Source organism: Ectopseudomonas composti, from assembly GCF_001567565.1.
GTDB lineage: Bacteria > Pseudomonadota > Gammaproteobacteria > Pseudomonadales > Pseudomonadaceae > Aquipseudomonas > Aquipseudomonas composti_A.
This window is the reverse complement of sequence record NZ_LSSW01000029.1, coordinates 1-19,805: the sequence shown is the minus strand read 5'-3', so window position 1 is coordinate 19,805 and position 19,805 is coordinate 1. Positions and strand designations below refer to the sequence as shown.

31 protein-coding genes are annotated in these 19,805 nt (G+C 59.1%); 1 reads left to right on the top strand and 30 read right to left on the bottom strand.

Translation table 11 applies throughout. From position 1 onward, the window contains the following. Positions 1 to 80: 80 nt before the first annotated feature. Positions 81 to 2,915: an excinuclease ABC subunit UvrA gene (gene uvrA, locus PCLY_RS16550; RefSeq protein WP_061240724.1), complete on the top strand. Its 2,835-nt coding sequence runs from the start codon at positions 81 to 83 to the stop codon at positions 2,913 to 2,915. A 47-nt stretch (positions 2,916 to 2,962) separates the two neighbouring features. Here uvrA and bfr read toward each other — a convergent pair whose 3' ends face one another. The 30 genes from bfr to rpsJ form a co-directional block, all read right to left on the bottom strand. Next, positions 2,963 to 3,427, bottom strand: coding sequence for a bacterioferritin (gene bfr / locus PCLY_RS16545; protein WP_061240723.1), 465 nt, complete (start codon positions 3,425 to 3,427; stop codon positions 2,963 to 2,965). Between the two features lie 135 nt (positions 3,428 to 3,562). Further along, positions 3,563 to 5,713 (bottom strand): catalase/peroxidase HPI, encoded by a 2,151-nt coding sequence (katG, locus tag PCLY_RS16540; RefSeq protein WP_061240722.1) that lies wholly within the window; start codon positions 5,711 to 5,713, stop codon positions 3,563 to 3,565. A 249-nt stretch (positions 5,714 to 5,962) separates the two neighbouring features. Beyond that, a complete protein-coding gene (rplQ, locus tag PCLY_RS16535; RefSeq protein WP_003243945.1) occupies positions 5,963 to 6,349 on the bottom strand; it encodes a 50S ribosomal protein L17 in 387 nt (128 codons plus the stop codon). Between the two features lie 44 nt (positions 6,350 to 6,393). Continuing rightward, on the bottom strand, positions 6,394 to 7,395 hold the full coding sequence (locus PCLY_RS16530) for a DNA-directed RNA polymerase subunit alpha (protein WP_061240721.1): 1,002 nt from the start codon (positions 7,393 to 7,395) through the stop codon (positions 6,394 to 6,396). 22 nt (positions 7,396 to 7,417) lie between these two features. Continuing rightward, positions 7,418 to 8,038: a 30S ribosomal protein S4 gene (rpsD, locus tag PCLY_RS16525; protein WP_061240720.1), complete on the bottom strand. Its 621-nt coding sequence runs from the start codon at positions 8,036 to 8,038 to the stop codon at positions 7,418 to 7,420. 17 nt (positions 8,039 to 8,055) lie between these two features. After that, positions 8,056 to 8,445: a 30S ribosomal protein S11 gene (gene rpsK / locus PCLY_RS16520; protein WP_003243933.1), complete on the bottom strand. Its 390-nt coding sequence runs from the start codon at positions 8,443 to 8,445 to the stop codon at positions 8,056 to 8,058. Between the two features lie 30 nt (positions 8,446 to 8,475). Continuing rightward, a complete protein-coding gene (rpsM, locus tag PCLY_RS16515; RefSeq protein WP_061240719.1) occupies positions 8,476 to 8,832 on the bottom strand; it encodes a 30S ribosomal protein S13 in 357 nt (118 codons plus the stop codon). 133 nt (positions 8,833 to 8,965) lie between these two features. Further along, positions 8,966 to 9,082 (bottom strand): 50S ribosomal protein L36, encoded by a 117-nt coding sequence (rpmJ, locus tag PCLY_RS16510; RefSeq protein WP_002555468.1) that lies wholly within the window; start codon positions 9,080 to 9,082, stop codon positions 8,966 to 8,968. Between the two features lie 28 nt (positions 9,083 to 9,110). Next, positions 9,111 to 10,439, bottom strand: coding sequence for a preprotein translocase subunit SecY (secY, locus tag PCLY_RS16505; RefSeq protein WP_061240718.1), 1,329 nt, complete (start codon positions 10,437 to 10,439; stop codon positions 9,111 to 9,113). Further along, positions 10,440 to 10,871 (bottom strand): 50S ribosomal protein L15, encoded by a 432-nt coding sequence (gene rplO, locus PCLY_RS16500; protein ID WP_017675610.1) that lies wholly within the window; start codon positions 10,869 to 10,871, stop codon positions 10,440 to 10,442. A 2-nt stretch (positions 10,872 to 10,873) separates the two neighbouring features. Next, entirely contained in the window at positions 10,874 to 11,053 is a 180-nt protein-coding gene (rpmD, locus tag PCLY_RS16495; protein WP_003243922.1) for a 50S ribosomal protein L30, read from the bottom strand. Between the two features lie 2 nt (positions 11,054 to 11,055). Then, positions 11,056 to 11,556: a 30S ribosomal protein S5 gene (gene rpsE / locus PCLY_RS16490; RefSeq protein WP_061240717.1), complete on the bottom strand. Its 501-nt coding sequence runs from the start codon at positions 11,554 to 11,556 to the stop codon at positions 11,056 to 11,058. 3 nt (positions 11,557 to 11,559) lie between these two features. Beyond that, positions 11,560 to 11,910, bottom strand: a complete 351-nt coding sequence (gene rplR / locus PCLY_RS16485) for a 50S ribosomal protein L18 (protein ID WP_017675612.1) — start codon at positions 11,908 to 11,910, stop codon at positions 11,560 to 11,562. A gap of 11 nt (positions 11,911 to 11,921) precedes the next feature. Continuing rightward, the gene (gene rplF, locus PCLY_RS16480; protein WP_061240716.1) at positions 11,922 to 12,455 is read right to left on the bottom strand and encodes a 50S ribosomal protein L6; all 534 of its coding nucleotides are present in this window, start codon (positions 12,453 to 12,455) and stop codon (positions 11,922 to 11,924) included. A gap of 12 nt (positions 12,456 to 12,467) precedes the next feature. Further along, positions 12,468 to 12,860: a 30S ribosomal protein S8 gene (gene rpsH / locus PCLY_RS16475; RefSeq protein ID WP_003243915.1), complete on the bottom strand. Its 393-nt coding sequence runs from the start codon at positions 12,858 to 12,860 to the stop codon at positions 12,468 to 12,470. A gap of 195 nt (positions 12,861 to 13,055) precedes the next feature. Next, the gene (gene rpsN, locus PCLY_RS16470) at positions 13,056 to 13,361 is read right to left on the bottom strand and encodes a 30S ribosomal protein S14 (protein WP_003463288.1); all 306 of its coding nucleotides are present in this window, start codon (positions 13,359 to 13,361) and stop codon (positions 13,056 to 13,058) included. A gap of 15 nt (positions 13,362 to 13,376) precedes the next feature. Continuing rightward, the gene (rplE, locus tag PCLY_RS16465) at positions 13,377 to 13,916 is read right to left on the bottom strand and encodes a 50S ribosomal protein L5 (RefSeq protein ID WP_017675614.1); all 540 of its coding nucleotides are present in this window, start codon (positions 13,914 to 13,916) and stop codon (positions 13,377 to 13,379) included. Between the two features lie 19 nt (positions 13,917 to 13,935). Further along, positions 13,936 to 14,250, bottom strand: a complete 315-nt coding sequence (gene rplX, locus PCLY_RS16460) for a 50S ribosomal protein L24 (protein WP_017675615.1) — start codon at positions 14,248 to 14,250, stop codon at positions 13,936 to 13,938. An 11-nt stretch (positions 14,251 to 14,261) separates the two neighbouring features. Beyond that, a complete protein-coding gene (gene rplN / locus PCLY_RS16455) occupies positions 14,262 to 14,630 on the bottom strand; it encodes a 50S ribosomal protein L14 (RefSeq protein ID WP_003243907.1) in 369 nt (122 codons plus the stop codon). A 23-nt stretch (positions 14,631 to 14,653) separates the two neighbouring features. After that, positions 14,654 to 14,920 carry a 30S ribosomal protein S17 gene (gene rpsQ, locus PCLY_RS16450; RefSeq protein WP_061240715.1) on the bottom strand — a complete coding sequence of 89 codons (267 nt, stop codon included), beginning with the start codon at positions 14,918 to 14,920 and terminating at the stop codon, positions 14,654 to 14,656. A 2-nt stretch (positions 14,921 to 14,922) separates the two neighbouring features. Further along, on the bottom strand, positions 14,923 to 15,114 hold the full coding sequence (gene rpmC / locus PCLY_RS16445) for a 50S ribosomal protein L29 (protein ID WP_003243902.1): 192 nt from the start codon (positions 15,112 to 15,114) through the stop codon (positions 14,923 to 14,925). After that, complete coding sequence (gene rplP / locus PCLY_RS16440; protein WP_003243901.1) at positions 15,114 to 15,527, bottom strand: 50S ribosomal protein L16; 414 nt, start codon at positions 15,525 to 15,527, stop codon at positions 15,114 to 15,116. Before rplP ends, rpmC begins: the two co-directional genes overlap by 1 nt. Positions 15,528 to 15,539: 12 nt before the next feature. After that, complete coding sequence (gene rpsC, locus PCLY_RS16435; RefSeq protein ID WP_017675617.1) at positions 15,540 to 16,226, bottom strand: 30S ribosomal protein S3; 687 nt, start codon at positions 16,224 to 16,226, stop codon at positions 15,540 to 15,542. Between the two features lie 13 nt (positions 16,227 to 16,239). After that, positions 16,240 to 16,572 carry a 50S ribosomal protein L22 gene (rplV, locus tag PCLY_RS16430; protein ID WP_003103908.1) on the bottom strand — a complete coding sequence of 111 codons (333 nt, stop codon included), beginning with the start codon at positions 16,570 to 16,572 and terminating at the stop codon, positions 16,240 to 16,242. 11 nt (positions 16,573 to 16,583) lie between these two features. Continuing rightward, positions 16,584 to 16,859 carry a 30S ribosomal protein S19 gene (rpsS, locus tag PCLY_RS16425; RefSeq protein ID WP_003463302.1) on the bottom strand — a complete coding sequence of 92 codons (276 nt, stop codon included), beginning with the start codon at positions 16,857 to 16,859 and terminating at the stop codon, positions 16,584 to 16,586. A gap of 16 nt (positions 16,860 to 16,875) precedes the next feature. Further along, on the bottom strand, positions 16,876 to 17,700 hold the full coding sequence (gene rplB / locus PCLY_RS16420; protein WP_061240714.1) for a 50S ribosomal protein L2: 825 nt from the start codon (positions 17,698 to 17,700) through the stop codon (positions 16,876 to 16,878). Positions 17,701 to 17,714: 14 nt separating this feature from the next. Next, a complete protein-coding gene (rplW, locus tag PCLY_RS16415) occupies positions 17,715 to 18,014 on the bottom strand; it encodes a 50S ribosomal protein L23 (protein ID WP_061240713.1) in 300 nt (99 codons plus the stop codon). Then, complete coding sequence (gene rplD / locus PCLY_RS16410; RefSeq protein WP_036999711.1) at positions 18,011 to 18,613, bottom strand: 50S ribosomal protein L4; 603 nt, start codon at positions 18,611 to 18,613, stop codon at positions 18,011 to 18,013. The genes rplW and rplD overlap by 4 nt, the downstream gene beginning before the upstream one ends. A gap of 14 nt (positions 18,614 to 18,627) precedes the next feature. Continuing rightward, positions 18,628 to 19,257 (bottom strand): 50S ribosomal protein L3, encoded by a 630-nt coding sequence (gene rplC, locus PCLY_RS16405; RefSeq protein ID WP_061240712.1) that lies wholly within the window; start codon positions 19,255 to 19,257, stop codon positions 18,628 to 18,630. Positions 19,258 to 19,340: 83 nt separating this feature from the next. Continuing rightward, positions 19,341 to 19,652, bottom strand: a complete 312-nt coding sequence (gene rpsJ / locus PCLY_RS16400) for a 30S ribosomal protein S10 (protein ID WP_003463313.1) — start codon at positions 19,650 to 19,652, stop codon at positions 19,341 to 19,343. Between the last annotated feature and the right edge of the window lie 153 nt (positions 19,653 to 19,805).

Genomic DNA, 19,805 nt, shown 5'->3' with positions numbered 1-19,805 from the left:
ACAGGCGCACACTTTGCCGCAGGGTAGCCGCAAGCCCTATACTCGACGGTTTTCCGCCCGCCCAGCGAGGCCTGTTTTAAGTGGACAAGATTCTGATCCGTGGGGCCCGAACCCACAACCTCAAGAACATCGACCTGACCCTGCCGCGCGACAAACTGATCGTGATTACCGGCCTGTCCGGCTCCGGCAAGTCCTCACTGGCCTTCGACACCCTCTATGCGGAAGGTCAACGCCGCTACGTCGAGTCCCTGTCGGCCTACGCACGGCAGTTCCTGTCGATGATGGAGAAGCCGGACGTCGACACCATCGAGGGCCTGTCCCCAGCGATTTCCATCGAACAGAAATCCACCTCGCACAACCCGCGCTCGACCGTCGGCACCATCACCGAGATCTACGACTACCTGCGCCTGCTCTATGCCCGCGTCGGCACGCCACGCTGCCCGGATCACGACGTACCGCTGGAAGCGCAGACCGTCAGCCAGATGGTCGATCAGGTGCTGGCCCTGCCTGAAGGCCGCAAGCTGATGCTGCTGGCGCCGGTCATCCGCGAGCGCAAGGGCGAACACCTGTCGGTGTTCGAAGAGCTGCGCGCCCAGGGTTTCGTCCGCGCCCGCGTCAACGGCAAGCTGCATGAGCTGGACGAGCTGCCCAAGCTGGATAAACAGAAGAAGCACTCCATCGACGTGGTGGTGGACCGCTTCAAGGTGCGCGAAGACCTGCAACAGCGCCTGGCCGAATCCTTCGAGACCGCGCTCGGCCTGGCCGACGGTATCGCCCTGATCGCACCGATGGACGATGAGCCGGGCGACGAGATCATCTTCTCCGCGCGCTTCGCCTGCCCGCACTGCGGCCACTCGATCAGCGAGCTGGAACCCAAGCTGTTCTCCTTCAACAACCCGGCAGGCGCCTGCCCGACCTGTGACGGCCTGGGGGTGAAGCAGTTCTTCGACACCAAGCGCCTGGTCAACGGCGAGCTGACCCTGGCCGAAGGCGCCATTCGCGGCTGGGACCGGCGCAACGTTTACTACTTCCAGATGCTCGGCTCGCTCTCGAGCCACTACGGTTTCAGCCTGGAAGAGCCGTTCGACGAACTGGCGGCCGAGCATCAGAAGGTGATCCTGTTCGGCAGCGGCACGCAGAGCGTCGACTTCAAATACCTCAACGACCGTGGCGATATCGTCAAACGCTCGCACCCCTTCGAGGGCATCGTCCCCAACCTCGAGCGCCGCTACCGCGAGACCGAGTCGGCCAGCGTGCGCGAGGAGCTGGCCAAGTTCCTCAGCACTCAGCCCTGCCCGGACTGCCGCAGCACTCGCCTGCGCCGCGAGGCGCGGCACGTCTGGGTCGGCGAAAAGACCCTGCCTGCAGTCACCGGCCTACCGGTGGGCGATGCCTGCGACTACTTCGGCGAGCTGCACCTGACGGGGCGGCGTGGCGAGATCGCCGAGAAGATTCTCAAGGAAATTCGCGAGCGCCTGCAGTTCCTGGTCAACGTCGGCCTCGACTACCTGACCCTCGACCGCAGCGCCGACACCCTGTCCGGCGGCGAGGCGCAGCGCATCCGCCTCGCCAGTCAGATCGGTGCAGGCCTGGTCGGCGTCATGTACATCCTCGACGAGCCGTCCATCGGCCTGCACCAGCGCGACAACGAGCGCCTGCTGGGCACCCTCACCCACCTGCGCAACCTGGGCAACACGGTGATCGTGGTCGAACATGACGAGGACGCCATTCGTCTGGCCGACTATGTCGTGGACATCGGCCCGGGTGCCGGCGTGCATGGTGGGCAGATCGTCTCCCAGGGCACACCGGATCAGGTCATGGCTGACCCCAAGTCGCTGACTGGCAGCTACCTCTCTGGGCGCAAGAAGATCCAGTACCCGGCGACCCGTACCCCGCGCGACAAGAAGAAGTCGCTGAAGCTCAAGGGTGCCCGTGGCAACAACCTGCGCAAGGTCGACCTGGAGATTCCGGTCGGCCTGCTCACCTGCGTCACCGGCGTGTCTGGCTCGGGCAAGTCGACGCTGATCAACAACACCCTGTTTCCGATCACCGCCACCGCGCTCAACGGTGCCACCACTCTGGAGGCGGCCCCGCACGATTCGTTCGACGGCCTGCAGCATCTGGACAAGGTGGTGGACATCGACCAGAGCCCGATCGGCCGTACGCCACGCTCCAACCCGGCCACCTACACCGGCCTGTTCACACCGATCCGCGAGCTGTTCGCCGGCGTCCCGGAGTCGCGTTCGCGCGGCTATGGCCCGGGCCGTTTCAGCTTCAACGTCAAGGGCGGGCGCTGCGAGGCCTGCCAGGGCGACGGCGTGATCAAGGTGGAGATGCACTTTCTGCCGGACATCTACGTGCCCTGCGACGTGTGCAAGGGCAAGCGCTACAACCGTGAAACCCTGGAAGTGAAGTACAAGGGCAAGAGCATCACCGAAGTGCTGGACATGACCATCGAAGACGCCCGCACCTTCTTCGATGCGGTGCCCGCCATCGCCCGCAAGCTGCAGACGCTGATGGATGTGGGCCTGTCCTATATCAAGCTGGGCCAATCGGCGACCACCCTGTCCGGTGGCGAGGCGCAGCGGGTCAAGCTGAGCCGCGAACTGTCCAAGCGCGACACCGGCAAGACCCTGTACATCCTCGACGAGCCGACCACCGGCCTGCACTTCGCCGATATCCAGCAGCTGCTCGACGTGCTGCACCGCCTGCGCGATCACGGCAATACCGTGGTGGTGATCGAGCACAACCTGGACGTGATCAAGACCGCCGACTGGCTGGTGGATCTCGGCCCGGAGGGCGGCTCCAAGGGCGGCATGATCATTGCCACCGGCACGCCGGAAGAAGTGGCGGACAATCCGGCATCGCACACCGGACACTTCCTCAAACCGCTGCTGGAACGTGACCGCGCCTGAAACGAAAGAGCCCCGCACATGCGGGGCTCTTTCATCACCAGCCTGCTTTACATCTGGCTTTGCAGGTATTTCTCCAAACCCAGCTTGTCGATCAGCTGCAGCTGAATCTCCAGCCAGTAGGCGTGGTCTTCTTCGGTGTCCTTGAGCTGCGTCAGGAGGATATCGCGGCTCTGATAATCCTGGTGCTTCTCGCACAACTCGATGCCCTTGCTGAGGGCTGCACGCACCTCGTATTCCAGGTCGAGATCGAGCTTCAATGCCTGCGGCACGGTCTGCCCGTACTTGAAGGTATTGGGCGCCATGTCCGGCACACCCTCGAGGAAGATGATGCGCTTGAGCAGTGCATCGGCGTGCTGGGTTTCTTCTTCCATCTCGTGGTTGATGCGCTCGTAGAGCTTGCTGAAGCCCCAGTCCTCGTACAGCCGCGAATGGATGAAGTACTGGTCACGCGCGGCCAGCTCACCCTTGAGCAGATGTTTGAGATAGTCGATGACTTCGGTATGGCCTTTCATGCCGGCTTTCCTTGTTGCATTCGTGAACAGGGTGCAATGCTCCGCCTGACGTAAGGCTCGGTCAAGCAAAAGCACAACGCCTCCACGAGGGAGGCGCTGCGGTTCAGCGACGCACCAGGGGTGCGCGAGTCAGGTTCAGGCCAGATCGAAACGATCCAGGTTCATCACCTTGGTCCAGGCCTCGACGAAGTCCTTGACCAGCTTTTGCTTACCGTCGGCACTGGCATAGACCTCAGCGTAGGCACGCAGGATGGAGTTCGAGCCGAACACCAGGTCGTTACGGGTAGCGGTGTACTTCACCTGGCCGTCCTTGCGTGTACGTCCTTCGAAGACTTCGTTGCTGTCATCGGCCGCCTTCCAGGCGATGCCCATATCCAGCAGGTTGACGAAGAAGTCGTTGGAGAGCACCCCGACCTTGTCGGTGAACACACCATGCTGACCACCATCGTGGTTGGCACCCAGCACACGCAGACCACCGACCAGCGCGGTCAGCTCAGGAGCCGTCAGGGTCAGCAGCTGCGCCTTGTCCACCAGCATGGCCTCGGTGGGCACACCCAGGTTGCCCTTGCTGTAGTTGCGGAAACCATCGGCAACCGGTTCCAGCACATCGAAGGATTCGACATCGGTCTGATCCTGACGCGCGTCGACGCGGCCGGCAGCGAAGGGGACATCCACCACGACACCAGCAGCCTTGGCTGCCAGTTCGACACCGACATTACCCGCCAGCACGATCACATCGGCCAGCGATGCCTTGCCCGACGCCTGCTGGATATCCACCAGTTTCGGCAGCACCTTGAGCGCCCGCTGGTTGACCGCCCAGTCCTTCTGCGGCGCCAGGGCCAGGCGCGCACCGTTGGCGCCGCCACGCTTGTCGCCACCACGGAAGGTCGAGGCCGAAGCCCAGGCCACGGACACCAGATCACCGACAGACAGACCGGAGGCCGCAATCTTCGCCTTCAGGTCAGCGATATCTACGGCACTCGGGTTGTGCGTGGCTGCGGGCAGCGGGTCTTGCCAGATCAGGTCTTCTTTCGGCACTTCCGGGCCGAGGTAACGGGCTTTCGGCCCCATGTCACGGTGGGTCAGCTTGTACCAGGCGCGGGCGAAGGCGTCGGCGAAAGCCTGCGGATCGTCATGGAAGCGCCTGGAGATCTTGCCGAACTCCGGGTCGAAACGCATGGTCAGGTCAGTGGTGAGCATGGTCGGCTTGTGGAATTTACCCGGCACATGGGCGTCCGGGATGATGTCCGGCGCATCCTTGGCCACCCACTGCTTGGCGCCGGCTGGCGACTGGGTCAGCTCCCACTCGAAACCGAACAGGTTCTCGAAGAAGTTGTTGCTCCACTGCGCTGGCGTCTTCGTCCAGGTCACTTCCAGGCCGCTGGACACGGTGTCCTTGCCAGAGCCACTGCCGAAGTTGCTGGTCCAGCCCAGACCTTGCGCCTCGATCGGCGCGCCTTCCGGCTCGGGGCCCTTGTGCGACTCGGGAGCAGCACCGTGGCATTTGCCGAAGGTATGACCACCCGCGATCAAGGCAACGATTTCCTCGTCATCCATGGCCATGCGGTAGAAGGTTGCGCGAATGTCCTTGGCCGCAGCCAGGTAGTCACCACTGGCGTTGGGGCCTTCCGGGTTCACGTAGATCAGGCCCATGTGGGTGGCGCCAAACGGTGCAGTCAGCTCACGATCGTCGTTGACACGCTTGGGATCGACACCCAGCCAGGAGACTTCGGCGCCCCAGTTGACGTCCTGATCCGGTTCCCACACGTCTTCCCGGCCACCGGCGAAACCGAAGGTGCGAAAGCCCATCGACTCCAGCGCGACGTTACCGGCCAGGATGTACAGGTCAGCCCAGGAAATCGACTGGCCGTACTTCTGCTTGATGGGCCACAGCAGGCGCCGCGACTTGTCGATGTTGACGTTATCCGGCCAGGAGTTGAGCGGCGCGAAACGCTGCTGACCACGGCCACCACCGCCACGGCCGTCGGTAGTGCGATAGGTGCCGGCGGAGTGCCAGGCCATACGGATGAACTGCGGGCCGTAGTGACCGAAGTCGGCCGGCCACCAGTCCTGGCTATCGGTCATCAGCTTGACCAGATCGGCCTTGAGCGCCTTGTAGTCGAGCTTCTTGAACGCTTCGGCGTAGTTGAATTGCTCGCCTAGCGGATTGGATCGGTCCGAGTGCTGATTCAGCAGATCCACACGCAGCTGATTAGGCCACCAATCTTTATTGGTCGTGCCGCCACCCGCTACGTGGTTGAACGGACATTTGCCTTGATTCGACATGGTTCTCTCCTTCTCCTCATCGGGTCGGCCGCAGCGAGTGCGACCAACAATGGGACAAGCCTAGACCTGCTTTGTCAGGCAAACCAATTCATGAAGCGTAACGACGCGATAGTTATTTTCTTTCGTGAGGCCCAACTGTGCGGCAACGCAGCCGCGGCCGCTGAAAACAGCCAAGAAGCTGCGCCCGGGGCGTTATTTCAGGCAACAAAAAACCGGGCACTAGGCCCGGTTTCTTGTACAAACAGCAACTTACTCGGCAGCTTCTACCGAACCGCCGACCGGACGGTCAACCAGTTCAACGTAAGCCATCGGAGCGTTGTCACCAGCGCGGAAGCCGCACTTGAGGATGCGCAGGTAGCCGCCGTTACGGGTGGCGTAGCGCTTGCCCAGATCGTTGAACAGCTTGCCGACGATGGCTTTCGAACGGGTACGGTCGAAGGCCAGACGACGGTTGGCAACGCTGTCTTCCTTGGCCAGGGTGATCAGCGGCTCGGCAACGCGACGCAGCTCCTTGGCTTTCGGCAGGGTAGTTTTGATCAGCTCGTGCTCGAACAGCGAGACCGCCATGTTCTGGAACATGGCCTTGCGGTGAGCGCTGGTGCGGCTGAGGTGACGGCCACTTTTACGATGACGCATGGTTCAATTCCTTACCAAACTTGTTCGTTCGGTGATGATGACGATCAGGCAGTGGCCTTATCGTCTTTCTTCAGACTTGCCGGCGGCCAGTTGTCGAGGCGCATACCGAGGGACAGACCGCGAGAAGCCAGAACATCCTTGATTTCGGTCAGGGATTTCTTGCCCAGGTTCGGGGTTTTGAGCAGCTCTACTTCGGTGCGCTGAATCAGGTCACCGATGTAGTAGATGTTCTCTGCCTTGAGGCAGTTGGCCGAACGTACGGTCAGTTCCAGGTCATCGACAGGACGCAGCAGGATCGGATCGATCTCGTCTTCCTGCTCGACCACCACCGGCTCACTGTCACCTTTGAGGTCGACGAACGCGGCCAGCTGCTGCTGCAGGATGGTCGCGGCACGACGGATAGCCTCTTCAGGATCCAGGGTACCGTTGGTTTCCAGGTCGATAACCAGTTTGTCCAGGTTGGTGCGCTGCTCGACACGGGCGTTTTCCACCACGTAAGCAACCCGACGCACAGGGCTGAACGAAGCATCCAGCTGCAAGCGACCAATGCTGCGGCTCTCGTCTTCATCGCTCTGACGAGCGTCAGCCGGCTCATAGCCGCGACCACGAGCTACGGTGAGCTTCATGTTCAGCGAGCCATTGGCGGCCAGGTTGGCGATTACGTGGTCGCCATTGACGATTTCGACATCGTGATCCAGCTGAATATCGGCAGCGGTAACTACGCCCGGGCCCTTCTTAGCCAGAGTCAGGGTCACTTCGTCACGGCCGTGCAGCTTGATAGCCAGACCTTTCAGGTTGAGCAGGATCTCGATTACATCTTCCTGCACACCTTCGATCGCGGAGTACTCGTGGAGTACGCCGTCGATCTCGGCCTCGACTACTGCACAGCCAGGCATGGAGGACAACAGGATGCGACGCAGCGCGTTGCCCAGGGTATGGCCAAAGCCACGCTCGAGAGGCTCGAGGGTGATCTTGGCGCGGGTCGAACTGACCTCCTGCACATCGATGTGACGGGGGGTCAGGAACTCATTTACCGAAATCTGCATGGATGCACCTATTTTCTAGCCCTTACTTGGAGTAGAGCTCGACAATCAGGCTCTCGTTGATGTCAGCGGACAGATCGCCACGAGCCGGTACGTTCTTGAACACACCAGACTTCTTCTCAGCGTCTACTTCTACCCACTCAACACGGCCGCGCTGGGCGCAGAGCTCAAGAGCCTGAGCGATGCGCAGCTGGTTCTTCGATTTCTCGCGAACAGCAACGACGTCGCCAGCTTTTACCTGGTAGGACGGTACGTTTACGGTCTGACCGTTGACGCTGATTGCTTTGTGCGAAACCAGCTGACGGGATTCGGCGCGGGTAGCACCATAGCCCATACGGTAAACCACGTTATCCAGACGGCACTCCAGCAGTTGCAGCAGGTTTTCGCCGGTGGCGCCCTTCTGGCTGGCAGCTTGCTTGTAGTAACCGCTGAACTGACGCTCCAGAACGCCGTAGATACGACGAACTTTCTGTTTCTCACGCAGCTGGGTGCCGTAGTCGGATTGACGACCGCGACGCTGACCGTGGATACCGGGAGCTGCTTCAATGTTGCACTTAGATTCAAGCGCGCGAACACCGCTCTTCAGGAAGAGATCGGTGCCTTCACGGCGAGACAGTTTGCACTTGGGACCAATGTAACGAGCCATTTCTCACTGTCTCCTGTTTACACGCGACGCTTCTTCGGCGGACGGCACCCGTTGTGCGGGATAGGCGTCACGTCGGTGATGCTGGCGATTTTGTAGCCGCAGGCGTTCAACGCACGCACGGCAGATTCGCGACCTGGACCCGGGCCCTTGACGTTAACGTCGAGGTTCTTCAGGCCATACTCCAGTGCAGCCTGACCAGCGCGCTCGGCGGCGATCTGGGCAGCGAACGGAGTGGACTTACGCGAGCCGCGGAAACCCGAACCACCAGAGGTAGCCCAGGACAGGGCGTTACCCTGACGGTCGGTAATGGTCACGATGGTGTTGTTGAAAGACGCGTGGATGTGGGCGATGCCATCAACCACCGTCTTTTTGACTTTCTTACGAGTACGAGCAGCAGGTTTTGCCATGACTAAATTCCTGTCGATTCGCGAATGCGATTACTTGCGGATCGGCTTACGCGGGCCCTTACGGGTGCGAGCGTTGGTCTTGGTGCGCTGACCGCGAACCGGCAGACCTTTACGATGGCGCAGGCCGCGGTAGCAACCCAGATCCATCAAGCGCTTGATCTTCATATTCACTTCACGACGCAGGTCGCCTTCGGTATTCACCTTGGCTACTTCGCCACGCAGCTGTTCGATCTGCTCGTCAGTCAGATCCTTGATTTTCGCAGCCGGGTTTACGCCAGCAGCGGCACAGATGCTCTGTGCAGTGGTGCGACCAACACCGAAGATGTAGGTCAACGAGATAACAGTGTGCTTGTTATCCGGAATGTTAACGCCTGCAATACGGGCCATTCAGTGGAACTCCAATTGACAGCTACCTACGCCCCGGAAGCCAAGAAATAGGGCGCGAGATATTAACGCTGTAAAAACAAATAATCAACCCGGCAGCGCACTAGCTGCCGGGCTTATCACGCGTGGTTCACACTCAGCCTTGGCGCTGCTTGTGACGCGGCTCTGCGCTGCAGATCACCCGCACGACACCTTCGCGACGGATAATTTTGCAGTTACGGCACAGCTTTTTCACCGATGCACGAACTTTCATTACCAACTCCTCGAACCTTACGGGTGGATCAGCGGAGCATGCCGCTGCCATAACCCTTCAGGTTGGCTTTCTTCATCAGGGAATCGTACTGGTGAGACACGAGGTGAGATTGCACTTGGGACATGAAGTCCATGACAACCACGACCACGATCAGCAACGAGGTCCCGCCAAGGTAGAACGGAACGTTGGCCGCAACCACCAGAAACTGGGGCAGCAGGCACACGGCCGTCATGTACAGAGCACCGAACATGGTCAAGCGGGTCAGAACGCCATCGATATAGCGTGCCGACTGCTCGCCCGGACGGATGCCCGGAATAAAGGCACCGGACTTCTTCAGGTTTTCCGCTACGTCTTTCGGGTTGAACATCAGCGCTGTGTAGAAGAAGCAGAAGAAAATGATCCCTGCACTAAACAGCAGAATGTTCAACGGCTGACCAGGAGCGATAGCCTGCGAAATGTCCTGCAGCCAGCCCAGACCCTCGGACTGACCAAACCAGGCACCCAGCGAGGCCGGGAACAGCAGAAGGCTGCTGGCGAAAATGGCCGGGATTACGCCCGCCATGTTCACCTTCAACGGCAGGTGGCTGGTCTGCGCAGCGAAGACCTTGCGGCCCTGCTGACGCTTGGCGTAGTGCACCGCAATGCGACGCTGGCCACGCTCAATGAACACCACGAAACCGATGATCGCTACTGCCAGCAGGCCGATGGCGATCAGAGCGAAGATGTTGATATCGCCCTGACGAGCAGACTCGAAAGACTGCCCGATCGCCGACGGCAGACCGGCCACGATGCCAGCAAAAATCAGCATCGAGATACCGTTGCCGACACCGCGCTCGGTGATCTGCTCGCCCAGCCACATCATGAACATCGCGCCCGCCACAAAAGTGGTAACCGCCACGAAGTGGAAGCCGAAATCGACCGAGAACGCTACGCCCTGGCTACCCAAACCAACGGCCATGCCGATGGCTTGAACAAATGCCAGGACGAGAGTGCCGTAGCGGGTGTACTGGCTTATCTTGCGACGGCCAGCTTCACCTTCCTTCTTCAACTGCTCCAGCTGCGGGCTGACGGCGGTCATCAGTTGCATGATGATCGATGCCGAGATGTACGGCATGATCCCCAGTGCAAAGATGCTCATCCGCTCCAGCGCGCCGCCGGAAAACATGTTGAACAAGCTAAGAATGGTCCCCTCATTCTGCCGGAACAGATCCGCCAGTCGGTCTGGGTTGATGCCAGGAACCGGGATGTGCGCACCTATCCGGTAGACGATGATCGCCAGGAACAGGAAGCGCAGACGAGCCCAGAGTTCGGACAACCCGCCACCTGCCAGCGCTGAGAGAGCACCTTGCTTAGCCATTTAGTCCTCGAACTTACCGCCAGCTGCTTCGATAGCCGCACGCGCACCTTTGGTGGCGGCGATACCTTTAAGGGTGACCGCACGGGTAACCTCACCGGACAGCATGACTTTCACACGCTGTACGTGATGACCAACCAGATTGGCATCCTTCAGAGCCTGCAGAGTTACAACACCCTCTACCTTGTTCAGCTCGGAGGTACGCACTTCGGCGCGATCCATAGCCTTCAGGGAGACGAAGCCGAACTTCGGCAGACGGCGGTGCAGCGGCTGCTGACCACCCTCGAAGCCCGGAGCGATGGAGCCACCGGAGCGGGAGGTCTGACCTTTGTGACCACGGCCACCAGTCTTACCCAGACCGCTACCGATGCCACGGCCCGGACGGTGCTTCTCGCGACGGGCACCCGGCGCGGAACGCAGATCGTTCAGTTGCATGATTAACCCTCCACCTTCAGCAGGTAGTAAGCCTTGTTGATCATGCCGCGGTTTTCCGGAGTATCCAGAACCTCTACGGTGTGACCGATGCGACGCAGGCCCAGGCCCTTGACGCAAGCTTTGTGATTGGCCAGACGGCCATTGGTGCTCTTGATCAGAGTCACTTTGACGGTATTAGCCATGGTTAGAGAATCTCCTCGACGCTCTTGCCACGCTTGGCTGCAACGGACTCTGGAGACTGCATGGTCTTCAGACCCTTGAAGGTGGCGTTAACCACGTTCACCGGGTTGGTCGAGCCGTAGCACTTGGCCAGAACGTTCTGCACACCAGCCACTTCCAGAACGGCACGCATGGCGCCGCCGGCGATGATACCGGTACCTTCGGAGGCCGGCTGCATGTACACCTTGGAGGCGCCATGAGCGGACTTGACCGGGTACTGCAGAGTGGTGCCGTTCAGATCAACTTGGATCATGTTGCGACGAGCAGCTTCCATCGCCTTCTGGATGGCAGCAGGAACTTCGCGGGACTTGCCACGGCCGAAGCCGACGCGACCCTTGCCATCACCTACCACGGTCAACGCGGTGAAGGTGAAGATACGGCCACCCTTTACGGTCTTGGCAACGCGGTTAACCTGAACCAGCTTCTCGATGTAGCCTTCGTCGCGCTTTTGGTCGTTATTTGCCATAACTTAGAACTCCAGCCCGCCTTCACGAGCAGCATCAGCCAGCGCCTTGACGCGGCCGTGGTACTTGAAGCCAGAACGGTCGAATGCCACCTGGGTTACACCAGCGGCTTTCGCACGCTCAGCAACCAGCGCACCAACCTTCTTGGCTGCGTCGACGTTGCCGGTGGCGCCATCACGCAGTGCTTTGTCCAAGGTAGAGGCGCTGGCCAGAACCTTGCTGCCGTCGGCCGAGATGACCTGGGCGTAGATGTGCTGCGAAGAGCGGTACACGCACAGACGCACGGCTTCGAGCTCGTGCATTTTCAGGCGTGCTTTGCGAGCGCGACGCAGACGAGTAACTTTTTTGTCGGTCATTTTTCAGCCCCTTACTTCTTCTTGGCTTCTTTACGACGGACAACTTCATCCGCGTAACGAACGCCTTTGCCCTTGTAGGGCTCAGGACGACGGAAGTCACGGATTTCCGCAGCCACCTGACCCACCAGTTGCTTGTCGATACCCTTGATCAGGATCTCGGTCTGGTTAGGGGTTTCGGCCACGACGCCTTCCGGCAGTTCGTAGTCGATCGGGTGGGAGAAGCCCAGTGCGAGGTTCAGCACCTGACCTTTGGCTTGAGCTTTGTAGCCCACGCCGACCAGTTGCAGCTTACGCTCGAAGCCTTGGCTGACACCGATGACCATGTTGTTGACCAGAGCACGAGTAGTGCCGGCCATGGCGCGATTTTGCTGATCGCCATTGCGAGCAGCGAAACGCAGCTCGGAGCCTTCCTGGATCACTTCCACGGACGAGTGAACATTCAGTTCCAGAGCGCCCTTGGCACCCTTGACCGAGAGCTGCTGACCGGCGAGTTTGACCTCGACACCGGATGGCAGCACAACGGGGTTCTTAGCAACGCGAGACATGCTTATCCCCCCTTAGAACACGGTGCAGAGCACTTCGCCGCCGACACCGGCAGCGCGCGCAGCGCGATCCGTCATCACACCTTTGTTGGTGGAGACGATGGAAACACCGAGACCGCCGCGAACCTTCGGCAGGTCATCGACGGATTTGTATTGACGAAGGCCAGGACGGCTCACGCGCTTGACTTCCTCGATGACCGGACGGCCTTCGAAGTACTTCAGCTCGATGGACAGTTGTGGCTTGGCTTCACCATTGACTTCATAACCCGCAATATAACCTTCGTCTTTCAGAACTTTGGCTACTGCTACCTTCAGAGTGGAAGAAGGCATGCTTACGACGGACTTTTCAGCCATCTGGGCATTACGGATACGAGTTAGCATGTCCGCTAACGGGTCCTGCATACTCATGGGCTAGACGCTCCTGATACAAAAAGAACAGCCCGAAGGCTGTGGGATCATCCAAAAGCTCGGCATGGAAATACCAGGCTCAGGAGAGCCGGACATTCTAGAGACCGATCAAAAATGAATCAAGCCCCAAAAGGGGCTTGTTCAATAAAAGGCAAAGCCGGCACAAGGCCGGCTCTGCTTTTCAGCTTGCGCTGATTACCAGCTGGCTTTCACCAGGCCTGGTACGTCACCGCGCATGGCGGCTTCGCGCAGCTTGTTACGCGACAGACCGAACTTGCGGTAAACGCCGTGCGGACGGCCGGTGATGCGGCAACGGTTACGCAGGCGCGAGGCGCTGGCGTCACGTGGTTGCTTCTGCAGAGCGACTTGGGCTTCCCAACGCGCTTCCGGACTGGTGTTCGGATTAGCGATGGTGGCTTTCAGCTCGGCACGCTTCTTGGCGTACTTGGCAACCGTTTGCTGACGCTTCAGCTCGCGGTTCTTCATGCTTGTCTTGGCCATTGTCCAGGACTCCGATCAGTTGCGGAACGGGAAGTTGAAAGCACGCAGCAGAGCGCGGCCTTCATCATCGTTACGGGCAGTGGTAGTCAGGGTGATGTCCAGACCACGCAGCGCATCGATCTTGTCGTAATCGATTTCCGGGAAGATGATCTGCTCTTTCACGCCCATGCTGTAGTTGCCACGGCCATCGAAGGACTTGGCATTCAGACCGCGGAAGTCACGCACGCGCGGCAGGGAGATGGACAGCAGACGATCCAGGAACTCGTACATACGCTCGCGACGCAGAGTGACCTTGACGCCAATCGGCCAGCCTTCACGAACCTTGAAACCAGCGATCGACTTACGGGCATGAGTCACAACGACTTTCTGACCGGTGATCTTCTCGAGGTCGGCTACAGCGTTTTCGATGATTTTCTTGTCACCGATCGCTTCGCCCAGGCCCATGTTCAGGGTGATCTTGGTGATGCGCGGAACTTCCATCACGTTCGCCAGCTTCAGTTCTTCCTTCAGCTTGGGCGCGATTTCCTTCCGGTAAATCTCTTTCAGTCGTGCCATGGTATTTACCTACGGATTCTCAAGCGCCAACCGGCTTCTGGGTGGACTTGAAGACACGAATTTTCTTGCCGTCTTCGGTCTTGAAGCCAACGCGGTCAGCCTTGTTGGTCTCAGAGTTGAAGATGGCAACGTTGGAAGCGTGCAGCGGCGCTTCTTTCTCGACGATACCGCCTTGAACGCCCGACATCGGGTTCGGCTTGGTGTGGCGCTTCACCAGGTTGATGCCACCGACGACCAGACGGTCGTCAGCGAGAACCTTGAGCACCTTACCGCGCTTACCTTTGTCTTTGCCGGCGATCACGATGATCTCGTCGTCACGACGAATCTTTTGCATGTCGGATCTCCTTAAAGCACTTCAGGGGCGAGCGAGACGATCTTCATGAACTTCTCGGAACGAAGTTCACGGGTCACTGGCCCGAAGATACGGGTGCCGATCGGCTCTTGCTTGTTGTTCAGCAGAACAGCAGCGTTGCCGTCGAAGCGAATGATCGAACCATCGGCACGGCGAACGCCGTGACGGGTACGAACGACCACTGCGGTCATGACCTGACCTTTCTTCACTTTGCCGCGCGGAATTGCTTCCTTGACGGTGACCTTGATGATGTCGCCGATGCCGGCGTAGCGACGATGCGAGCCGCCCAGCACCTTGATGCACATGACGCGACGTGCACCGCTGTTGTCAGCCACATCGAGCATGGATTGAGTCTGAATCATAAAATTTCTCCGACCCCTAGCTCTTAGACTTCGACGGCGCGTTCAACGACTTCAACCAGAGCCCAGGACTTGGTCTTGGACTGCGGACGGGTTTCGCGAATGGAAACCTTGTCGCCGATCTTGCACTGGTTGGTTTCGTCGTGAGCGTGCAGTTTGGTCGAACGCTTGACGTATTTACCGTAGATCGGGTGCTTGACGCGACGCTCGATCAGAACGGTGATGGTCTTGTCCATCTTGTCGCTGACAACACGGCCGGTCAGCGTACGGACTGTTTTTTCAACTTCGGCCATGATCACTTACCTGCCTGCTGGCTGAGGACAGTCTTGACGCGAGCGATGTCGCGCTTCACTTGCGAGAGCAGGTGAGACTGCCCCAGCTGGCCAGTTGCCTTCTGCATACGCAGATTGAACTGGTCGCGCAGCAGCTCGAGCAGTTGCTCGTTCAGCTGTTGTGCGCTTTTTTCACGAAGTTCGGTCGCTTTCATCACATCACCGTCCGCTTAACAAAGGTGGTGGCGAGCGGCAGCTTTGCAGCAGCCAGGGCAAATGCCTCGCGCGCCAGCTCTTCGGATACGCCTTCGATCTCGTACAGGACTTTGCCTGGCTGGATCTGGGCTACCCAGTATTCAACGCCACCCTTACCTTTACCCATACGCACTTCGAGAGGCTTCTTGGTAACCGGTTTGTCCGGGAAGACGCGGATCCAGATCTTGCCGCCACGCTTAACGTGACGGGTCAGAGCACGACGAGCGGACTCGATCTGACGAGCGGTGAGACGACCGCGGGCAACAGACTTCAGCGCGAACTCGCCGAAGCTGACTTTGCTACCGCGCTGAGCCAGACCACGGTTGTGGCCGGTCATCTGCTTGCGGAACTTCGTACGCTTTGGTTGCAACATGATGCGTACTCCTTATTTCTTAGCAGCTTTACGAGGAGCGGGCGCTTGCGGCTTCAGCTCTTCAGTGCGGCCACCAATGACCTCACCCTTGAAGATCCAAACCTTGACGCCGATCACACCGTAAGTGGTGTGCGCTTCGTAGGTGGCGTAATCGATATCAGCGCGCAGGGTGTGCAGCGGCACACGACCTTCGCGATACCATTCGGTCCGGGCGATTTCAGCGCCACCAAGACGACCACTCACCTGGATCTTGATGCCCTTGGCACCAATACGCATGGCGTTCTGTACGGCGCGCTTCATGGCGCGACGGAACATTACGCGGCGCTCCAGCTGCTGAGCTACGCTCTGTGCAACCAGCATACCGTCGAGCTCCGGCTTGCGGATCTCTTCGATGTTGATGTGCACCGGCACACCCATTTGCTTGGTCAGGTCCTGACGCAGCTTCTCAACATCTTCACCTTTCTTGCCGATCACGATGCCGGGACGAGCGGTGTGGATGGTGATGCGTGCGGTTTGAGCCGGGCGAGCGATGTCGATACGGCTAACGGACGCGCTTTTTAGTTTGTCTTGCAGGTATGCACGAACCTTCAGGTCGGCGTTCAGGTAGTCGGCGTAAGTGCGACCATCTGCATACCAAACCGAAGTGTGATCCTTGACGATTCCCAGGCGGATGCCAACGGGATGTACTTTCTGACCCATCTGATCGACTCCGTTACTTGTCCGCAACCTTGACAGTGATATGGCAAGACCGCTTGACGATGCGATCAGCACGGCCTTTGGCACGCGGCATGATGCGCTTAAGCGAACGCCCTTCGTTGACGAAAACGGTGCTGACCTTCAGGTCATCAACGTCTGCGCCTTCGTTGTGCTCGGCGTTGGCAACGGCCGACTCCAGCACTTTCTTCATGATCTCGGCGGCTTTCTTGCTGCTGAAAGCCAGCAGGTTGAGCGCTTCGCCCACCTTCTTCCCGCGGATCTGGTCGGCGACCAGGCGAGCTTTCTGGGCGGAGATGCGAGCGCCCGACAACTTAGCGGCTACTTCCATTTCCAAACCCCTTAACGCTTGCCTTTCTTGTCGGCAACGTGACCACGATAGGTACGCGTGCCGGCAAATTCGCCCAGTTTGTGGCCGACCATGTCTTCGTTCACGAGGACCGGGACATGCTGACGACCGTTATGCACAGCGATGGTCAGACCGACCATCTGCGGCAGGATCATGGAACGACGCGACCAGGTTTTAACCGGTTTGCGCTCGCCCTTTTCCACCGCCGCTTCGACCTTCTTCAGTAGGTGAAGATCGATAAAAGGACCTTTTTTCAGAGAACGTGGCACTGTCGTATCCCTCTATTTACTTGCGACGACGGACGATCATGTTGTCGGTGCGCTTGTTAGCACGGGTTTTCGCGCCCTTGGTCGGGAAGCCCCATGGCGACACCGGATGACGACCACCGGAGGTACGACCCTCACCACCACCGTGCGGGTGATCAACCGGGTTCATGGCAACACCACGAACGGTCGGACGAACACCGCGCCAGCGCTTGGCACCGGCCTTACCCAGCGAACGCAGGCTGTGCTCGGAGTTCGAGACTTCGCCCAGGGTCGCACGGCACTCGGAAAGGACTTTGCGCATTTCGCCGGAGCGCAGACGCAGAGTCACATAGGCACCTTCACGTGCGATCAGCTGAGCGGAAGCACCAGCGGAACGAGCGATCTGAGCACCTTTACCCGGCTTCAGCTCGATACCGTGAACGGTCGAACCTACCGGAATGTTGCGCAGCTGCAGGCTGTTGCCCGGCTTGATCGGCGCCATGATGCCGGCTACCAGCTGATCGCCAGCTACCACGCCTTTCGGGGCGATGATGTAGCGACGCTCACCGTCGGCATACTTCAGCAGAGCGATGTGAGCAGTACGGTTCGGATCGTATTCCACGCGCTCGACAGTGGCAGGGATGCCATCTTTGTCGTTGCGACGGAAGTCGACCAGACGGTAATGCTGCTTGTGACCACCACCGATATGACGGGTAGTGATACGACCATTGTTGTTACGACCACCGGACTTCGACTTCTTCTCGAGCAGCGGAGCGTACGGAGCGCCTTTGTGCAGCTCCTGATTGACCACCTTGACCACAAAACGGCGGCCAGCGGAAGTCGGTTTGCATTTAACGATTGCCATGATGCACCCCTTCCTTACTCAGCACTGCTGGTGAAATCGAGTTCTTGGCCCGGCTGAAGGGAGATAACTGCCTTCTTCCAGTCGTTACGCTTGCCCAGACCGCGAGCGGTGCGCTTGCTCTTACCCAGAACGTTCTGAGTAGTAACGCGCTCAACCTTCACGTTGAACAGGCCTTCGACAGCCTTCTTGATTTCCAGCTTGGTCGCATCGGTAGCGACTTTGAAAACGAACTGACCTTGCTTGTCAGCCAGAACCGTGGCCTTCTCGGAGATGTGCGGGCCAAGCAGCACTTTGAATACGCGTTCCTGGTTCATCCCAGCAGCTCCTCGAATTTCTTCACGGCCGAAACGGTGACCAGCACCTTCTCGTACGCGATCAGGCTGACCGGATCGGAACCCTGAACGTCGCGTACATCAACGTGCGGCAGGTTGCGGGCAGCCAAGTACAGGTTCTCATCGACAGCGTCGGATACGATCAGCACGTCGGTCAGGCCCAGGCCATTGAGTTTGGCCAGCAGGGTCTTGGTCTTCGGCGCGTCAACGGCGAAGTCTTCGACCACGACCAGACGGTCGGTACGAACCAGCTCAGCAAGAATGGAGCGCAGTGCTGCGCGGTACATCTTCTTGTTCAGCTTTTGATCATGGTTGCGGGTGGACGCTGCGAAGGTCACACCACCGCCACGCCAGATCGGACCACGAGTGGTACCAGCACGAGCACGACCAGTGCCCTTCTGACGCCAGGGGCGCTTGCCGCCACCGGAAACGTCGGAACGGGACTTCTGACCTTTGGTGCCCTGACGACCGCCAGCCATATAGGCCACGACTGCCTGGTGAACCAGAGTCTCGTTGAACTCGCCACCGAAGGTCGCTTCGGACACTTCGATCGCCTGAGCGCCATTTACATTCAATTGCATCTCAGATTCTCCCCTTACGCCTTGGCAGCCGGACGAACGATAACGTCGCCGCCAGTAGCGCCAGGAACGGCACCCTTGACCAGCAGCAGGTTACGCTCGGCGTCTACGCGCACGACTTCCAGGGACTGCACGGTAACGCGCTCAGCACCCATGTGGCCGGACATCTTCTTGCCCTTGAATACGCGACCCGGGGTCTGGCACTGGCCAATGGAACCCGGAACACGGTGGGACACGGAGTTGCCGTGAGTGTTGTCCTGGCCGCGGAAGTTCCAACGCTTGATGGTACCGGCGAAGCCTTTACCTTTGGACTGACCGGTGACATCCACCAGTTGACCAGCTTGGAAAATTTCAGCGTTGATCAGATCGCCAGCCTGGTAGTCGCCTTCTTCAAGACGGAACTCCATAACGGTACGACCTGCCGCGACGTTCGCCTTGGCGAAGTGGCCAGCCTGAGCTGCTGTGACACGCGAAGCACGACGCTCACCGACAGTGACTTGCACTGCGCGATAGCCATCGGATTCTTCGGTTTTAAACTGGGTGACGCGATTCGGCTCGATCTCAATGACCGTAACCGGAATGGAGACACCTTCTTCGGTGAAAATACGGGTCATACCCGCTTTACGACCGACTACACCAATAGTCATGTTGTAAACCTCATGAGTGTACGGGGCTTTCACCCGCTATGGCCGCCCATTTCAGAGCGTTACACGACTAAAACCGCCAGGTTTTAGCCGAGGCTGATCTGCACTTCCACGCCTGCCGCAAGGTCAAGCTTCATCAGCGCATCAACGGTTTTATCCGTCGGCTGGACGATGTCCAGAACACGCTTATGAGTGCGGATTTCGTACTGATCGCGCGCGTCTTTGTTGACGTGCGGAGAGACCAGAACGGTATACCGCTCCTTACGAGTAGGCAGAGGAATCGGACCACGCACCTGAGCACCAGTACGTTTCGCGGTTTCCACGATTTCCTGGGTAGATTGATCGATCAGGCGATGGTCAAAAGCCTTCAACCGAATACGGATTTGTTGGTTTTGCATTTTGACCTCAGATTCCAAGCTGCTAATTCCCACAGACGGACTACGCCCGTTCGAGGGAGGCGCAATTGTACGGATGCCCCCTGAGGGTGTCAACTTTTAACCAGCCCAAAAGAAAAGGGCCCCGAAGGGCCCCTTTCCACAGCGCAGATCGTT

What these genes read in the sequence shown, in the direction of transcription:
- bfr (WP_061240723.1), bottom strand. Translation starts at nt 3,427, where the DNA reads ATGAAAGGCCATACCGAAGTCATCGACTATCTCAAACATCTGCTCAAG.
- katG (WP_061240722.1), bottom strand. Translation starts at nt 5,713, where the DNA reads ATGTCGAATCAAGGCAAATGTCCGTTCAACCACGTAGCGGGTGGCGGC.
- rplQ (WP_003243945.1), bottom strand. Translation starts at nt 6,349, where the DNA reads ATGCGTCATCGTAAAAGTGGCCGTCACCTCAGCCGCACCAGCGCTCAC.
- PCLY_RS16530 (WP_061240721.1), bottom strand. Translation starts at nt 7,395, where the DNA reads ATGCAGATTTCGGTAAATGAGTTCCTGACCCCCCGTCACATCGATGTG.
- rpsD (WP_061240720.1), bottom strand. Translation starts at nt 8,038, where the DNA reads ATGGCTCGTTACATTGGTCCCAAGTGCAAACTGTCTCGCCGTGAAGGC.
- rpsK (WP_003243933.1), bottom strand. Translation starts at nt 8,445, where the DNA reads ATGGCAAAACCTGCTGCTCGTACTCGTAAGAAAGTCAAAAAGACGGTG.
- rpsM (WP_061240719.1), bottom strand. Translation starts at nt 8,832, where the DNA reads ATGGCCCGTATTGCAGGCGTTAACATTCCGGATAACAAGCACACTGTT.
- rpmJ (WP_002555468.1), bottom strand. Translation starts at nt 9,082, where the DNA reads ATGAAAGTTCGTGCATCGGTGAAAAAGCTGTGCCGTAACTGCAAAATT.
- secY (WP_061240718.1), bottom strand. Translation starts at nt 10,439, where the DNA reads ATGGCTAAGCAAGGTGCTCTCTCAGCGCTGGCAGGTGGCGGGTTGTCC.
- rplO (WP_017675610.1), bottom strand. Translation starts at nt 10,871, where the DNA reads ATGCAACTGAACGATCTGCGTTCCGCGCCGGGTGCCCGTCGCGAGAAG.
- rpmD (WP_003243922.1), bottom strand. Translation starts at nt 11,053, where the DNA reads ATGGCTAATACCGTCAAAGTGACTCTGATCAAGAGCACCAATGGCCGT.
- rpsE (WP_061240717.1), bottom strand. Translation starts at nt 11,556, where the DNA reads ATGGCAAATAACGACCAAAAGCGCGACGAAGGCTACATCGAGAAGCTG.
- rplR (WP_017675612.1), bottom strand. Translation starts at nt 11,910, where the DNA reads ATGACCGACAAAAAAGTTACTCGTCTGCGTCGCGCTCGCAAAGCACGC.
- rplF (WP_061240716.1), bottom strand. Translation starts at nt 12,455, where the DNA reads ATGTCTCGCGTTGCTAAGAACCCCGTTGTGCTGCCATCCGGTGTCGAG.
- rpsH (WP_003243915.1), bottom strand. Translation starts at nt 12,860, where the DNA reads ATGAGTATGCAGGACCCGTTAGCGGACATGCTAACTCGTATCCGTAAT.
- rpsN (WP_003463288.1), bottom strand. Translation starts at nt 13,361, where the DNA reads ATGGCCAAGACAAGCATGAAGAACCGCGAGCTGAAGCGTCAGCAAACG.
- rplE (WP_017675614.1), bottom strand. Translation starts at nt 13,916, where the DNA reads ATGGCACGACTGAAAGAGATTTACCGGAAGGAAATCGCGCCCAAGCTG.
- rplX (WP_017675615.1), bottom strand. Translation starts at nt 14,250, where the DNA reads ATGCAAAAGATTCGTCGTGACGACGAGATCATCGTGATCGCCGGCAAA.
- rplN (WP_003243907.1), bottom strand. Translation starts at nt 14,630, where the DNA reads ATGATTCAGACTCAATCCATGCTCGATGTGGCTGACAACAGCGGTGCA.
- rpsQ (WP_061240715.1), bottom strand. Translation starts at nt 14,920, where the DNA reads ATGGCCGAAGTTGAAAAAACAGTCCGTACGCTGACCGGCCGTGTTGTC.
- rpmC (WP_003243902.1), bottom strand. Translation starts at nt 15,114, where the DNA reads ATGAAAGCGACCGAACTTCGTGAAAAAAGCGCACAACAGCTGAACGAG.
- rplP (WP_003243901.1), bottom strand. Translation starts at nt 15,527, where the DNA reads ATGTTGCAACCAAAGCGTACGAAGTTCCGCAAGCAGATGACCGGCCAC.
- rpsC (WP_017675617.1), bottom strand. Translation starts at nt 16,226, where the DNA reads ATGGGTCAGAAAGTACATCCCGTTGGCATCCGCCTGGGAATCGTCAAG.
- rplV (WP_003103908.1), bottom strand. Translation starts at nt 16,572, where the DNA reads ATGGAAGTAGCCGCTAAGTTGTCGGGCGCTCGCATCTCCGCCCAGAAA.
- rplB (WP_061240714.1), bottom strand. Translation starts at nt 17,700, where the DNA reads ATGGCAATCGTTAAATGCAAACCGACTTCCGCTGGCCGCCGTTTTGTG.
- rplW (WP_061240713.1), bottom strand. Translation starts at nt 18,014, where the DNA reads ATGAACCAGGAACGCGTATTCAAAGTGCTGCTTGGCCCGCACATCTCC.
- rplD (WP_036999711.1), bottom strand. Translation starts at nt 18,613, where the DNA reads ATGCAATTGAATGTAAATGGCGCTCAGGCGATCGAAGTGTCCGAAGCG.
- rplC (WP_061240712.1), bottom strand. Translation starts at nt 19,257, where the DNA reads ATGACTATTGGTGTAGTCGGTCGTAAAGCGGGTATGACCCGTATTTTC.
- rpsJ (WP_003463313.1), bottom strand. Translation starts at nt 19,652, where the DNA reads ATGCAAAACCAACAAATCCGTATTCGGTTGAAGGCTTTTGACCATCGC.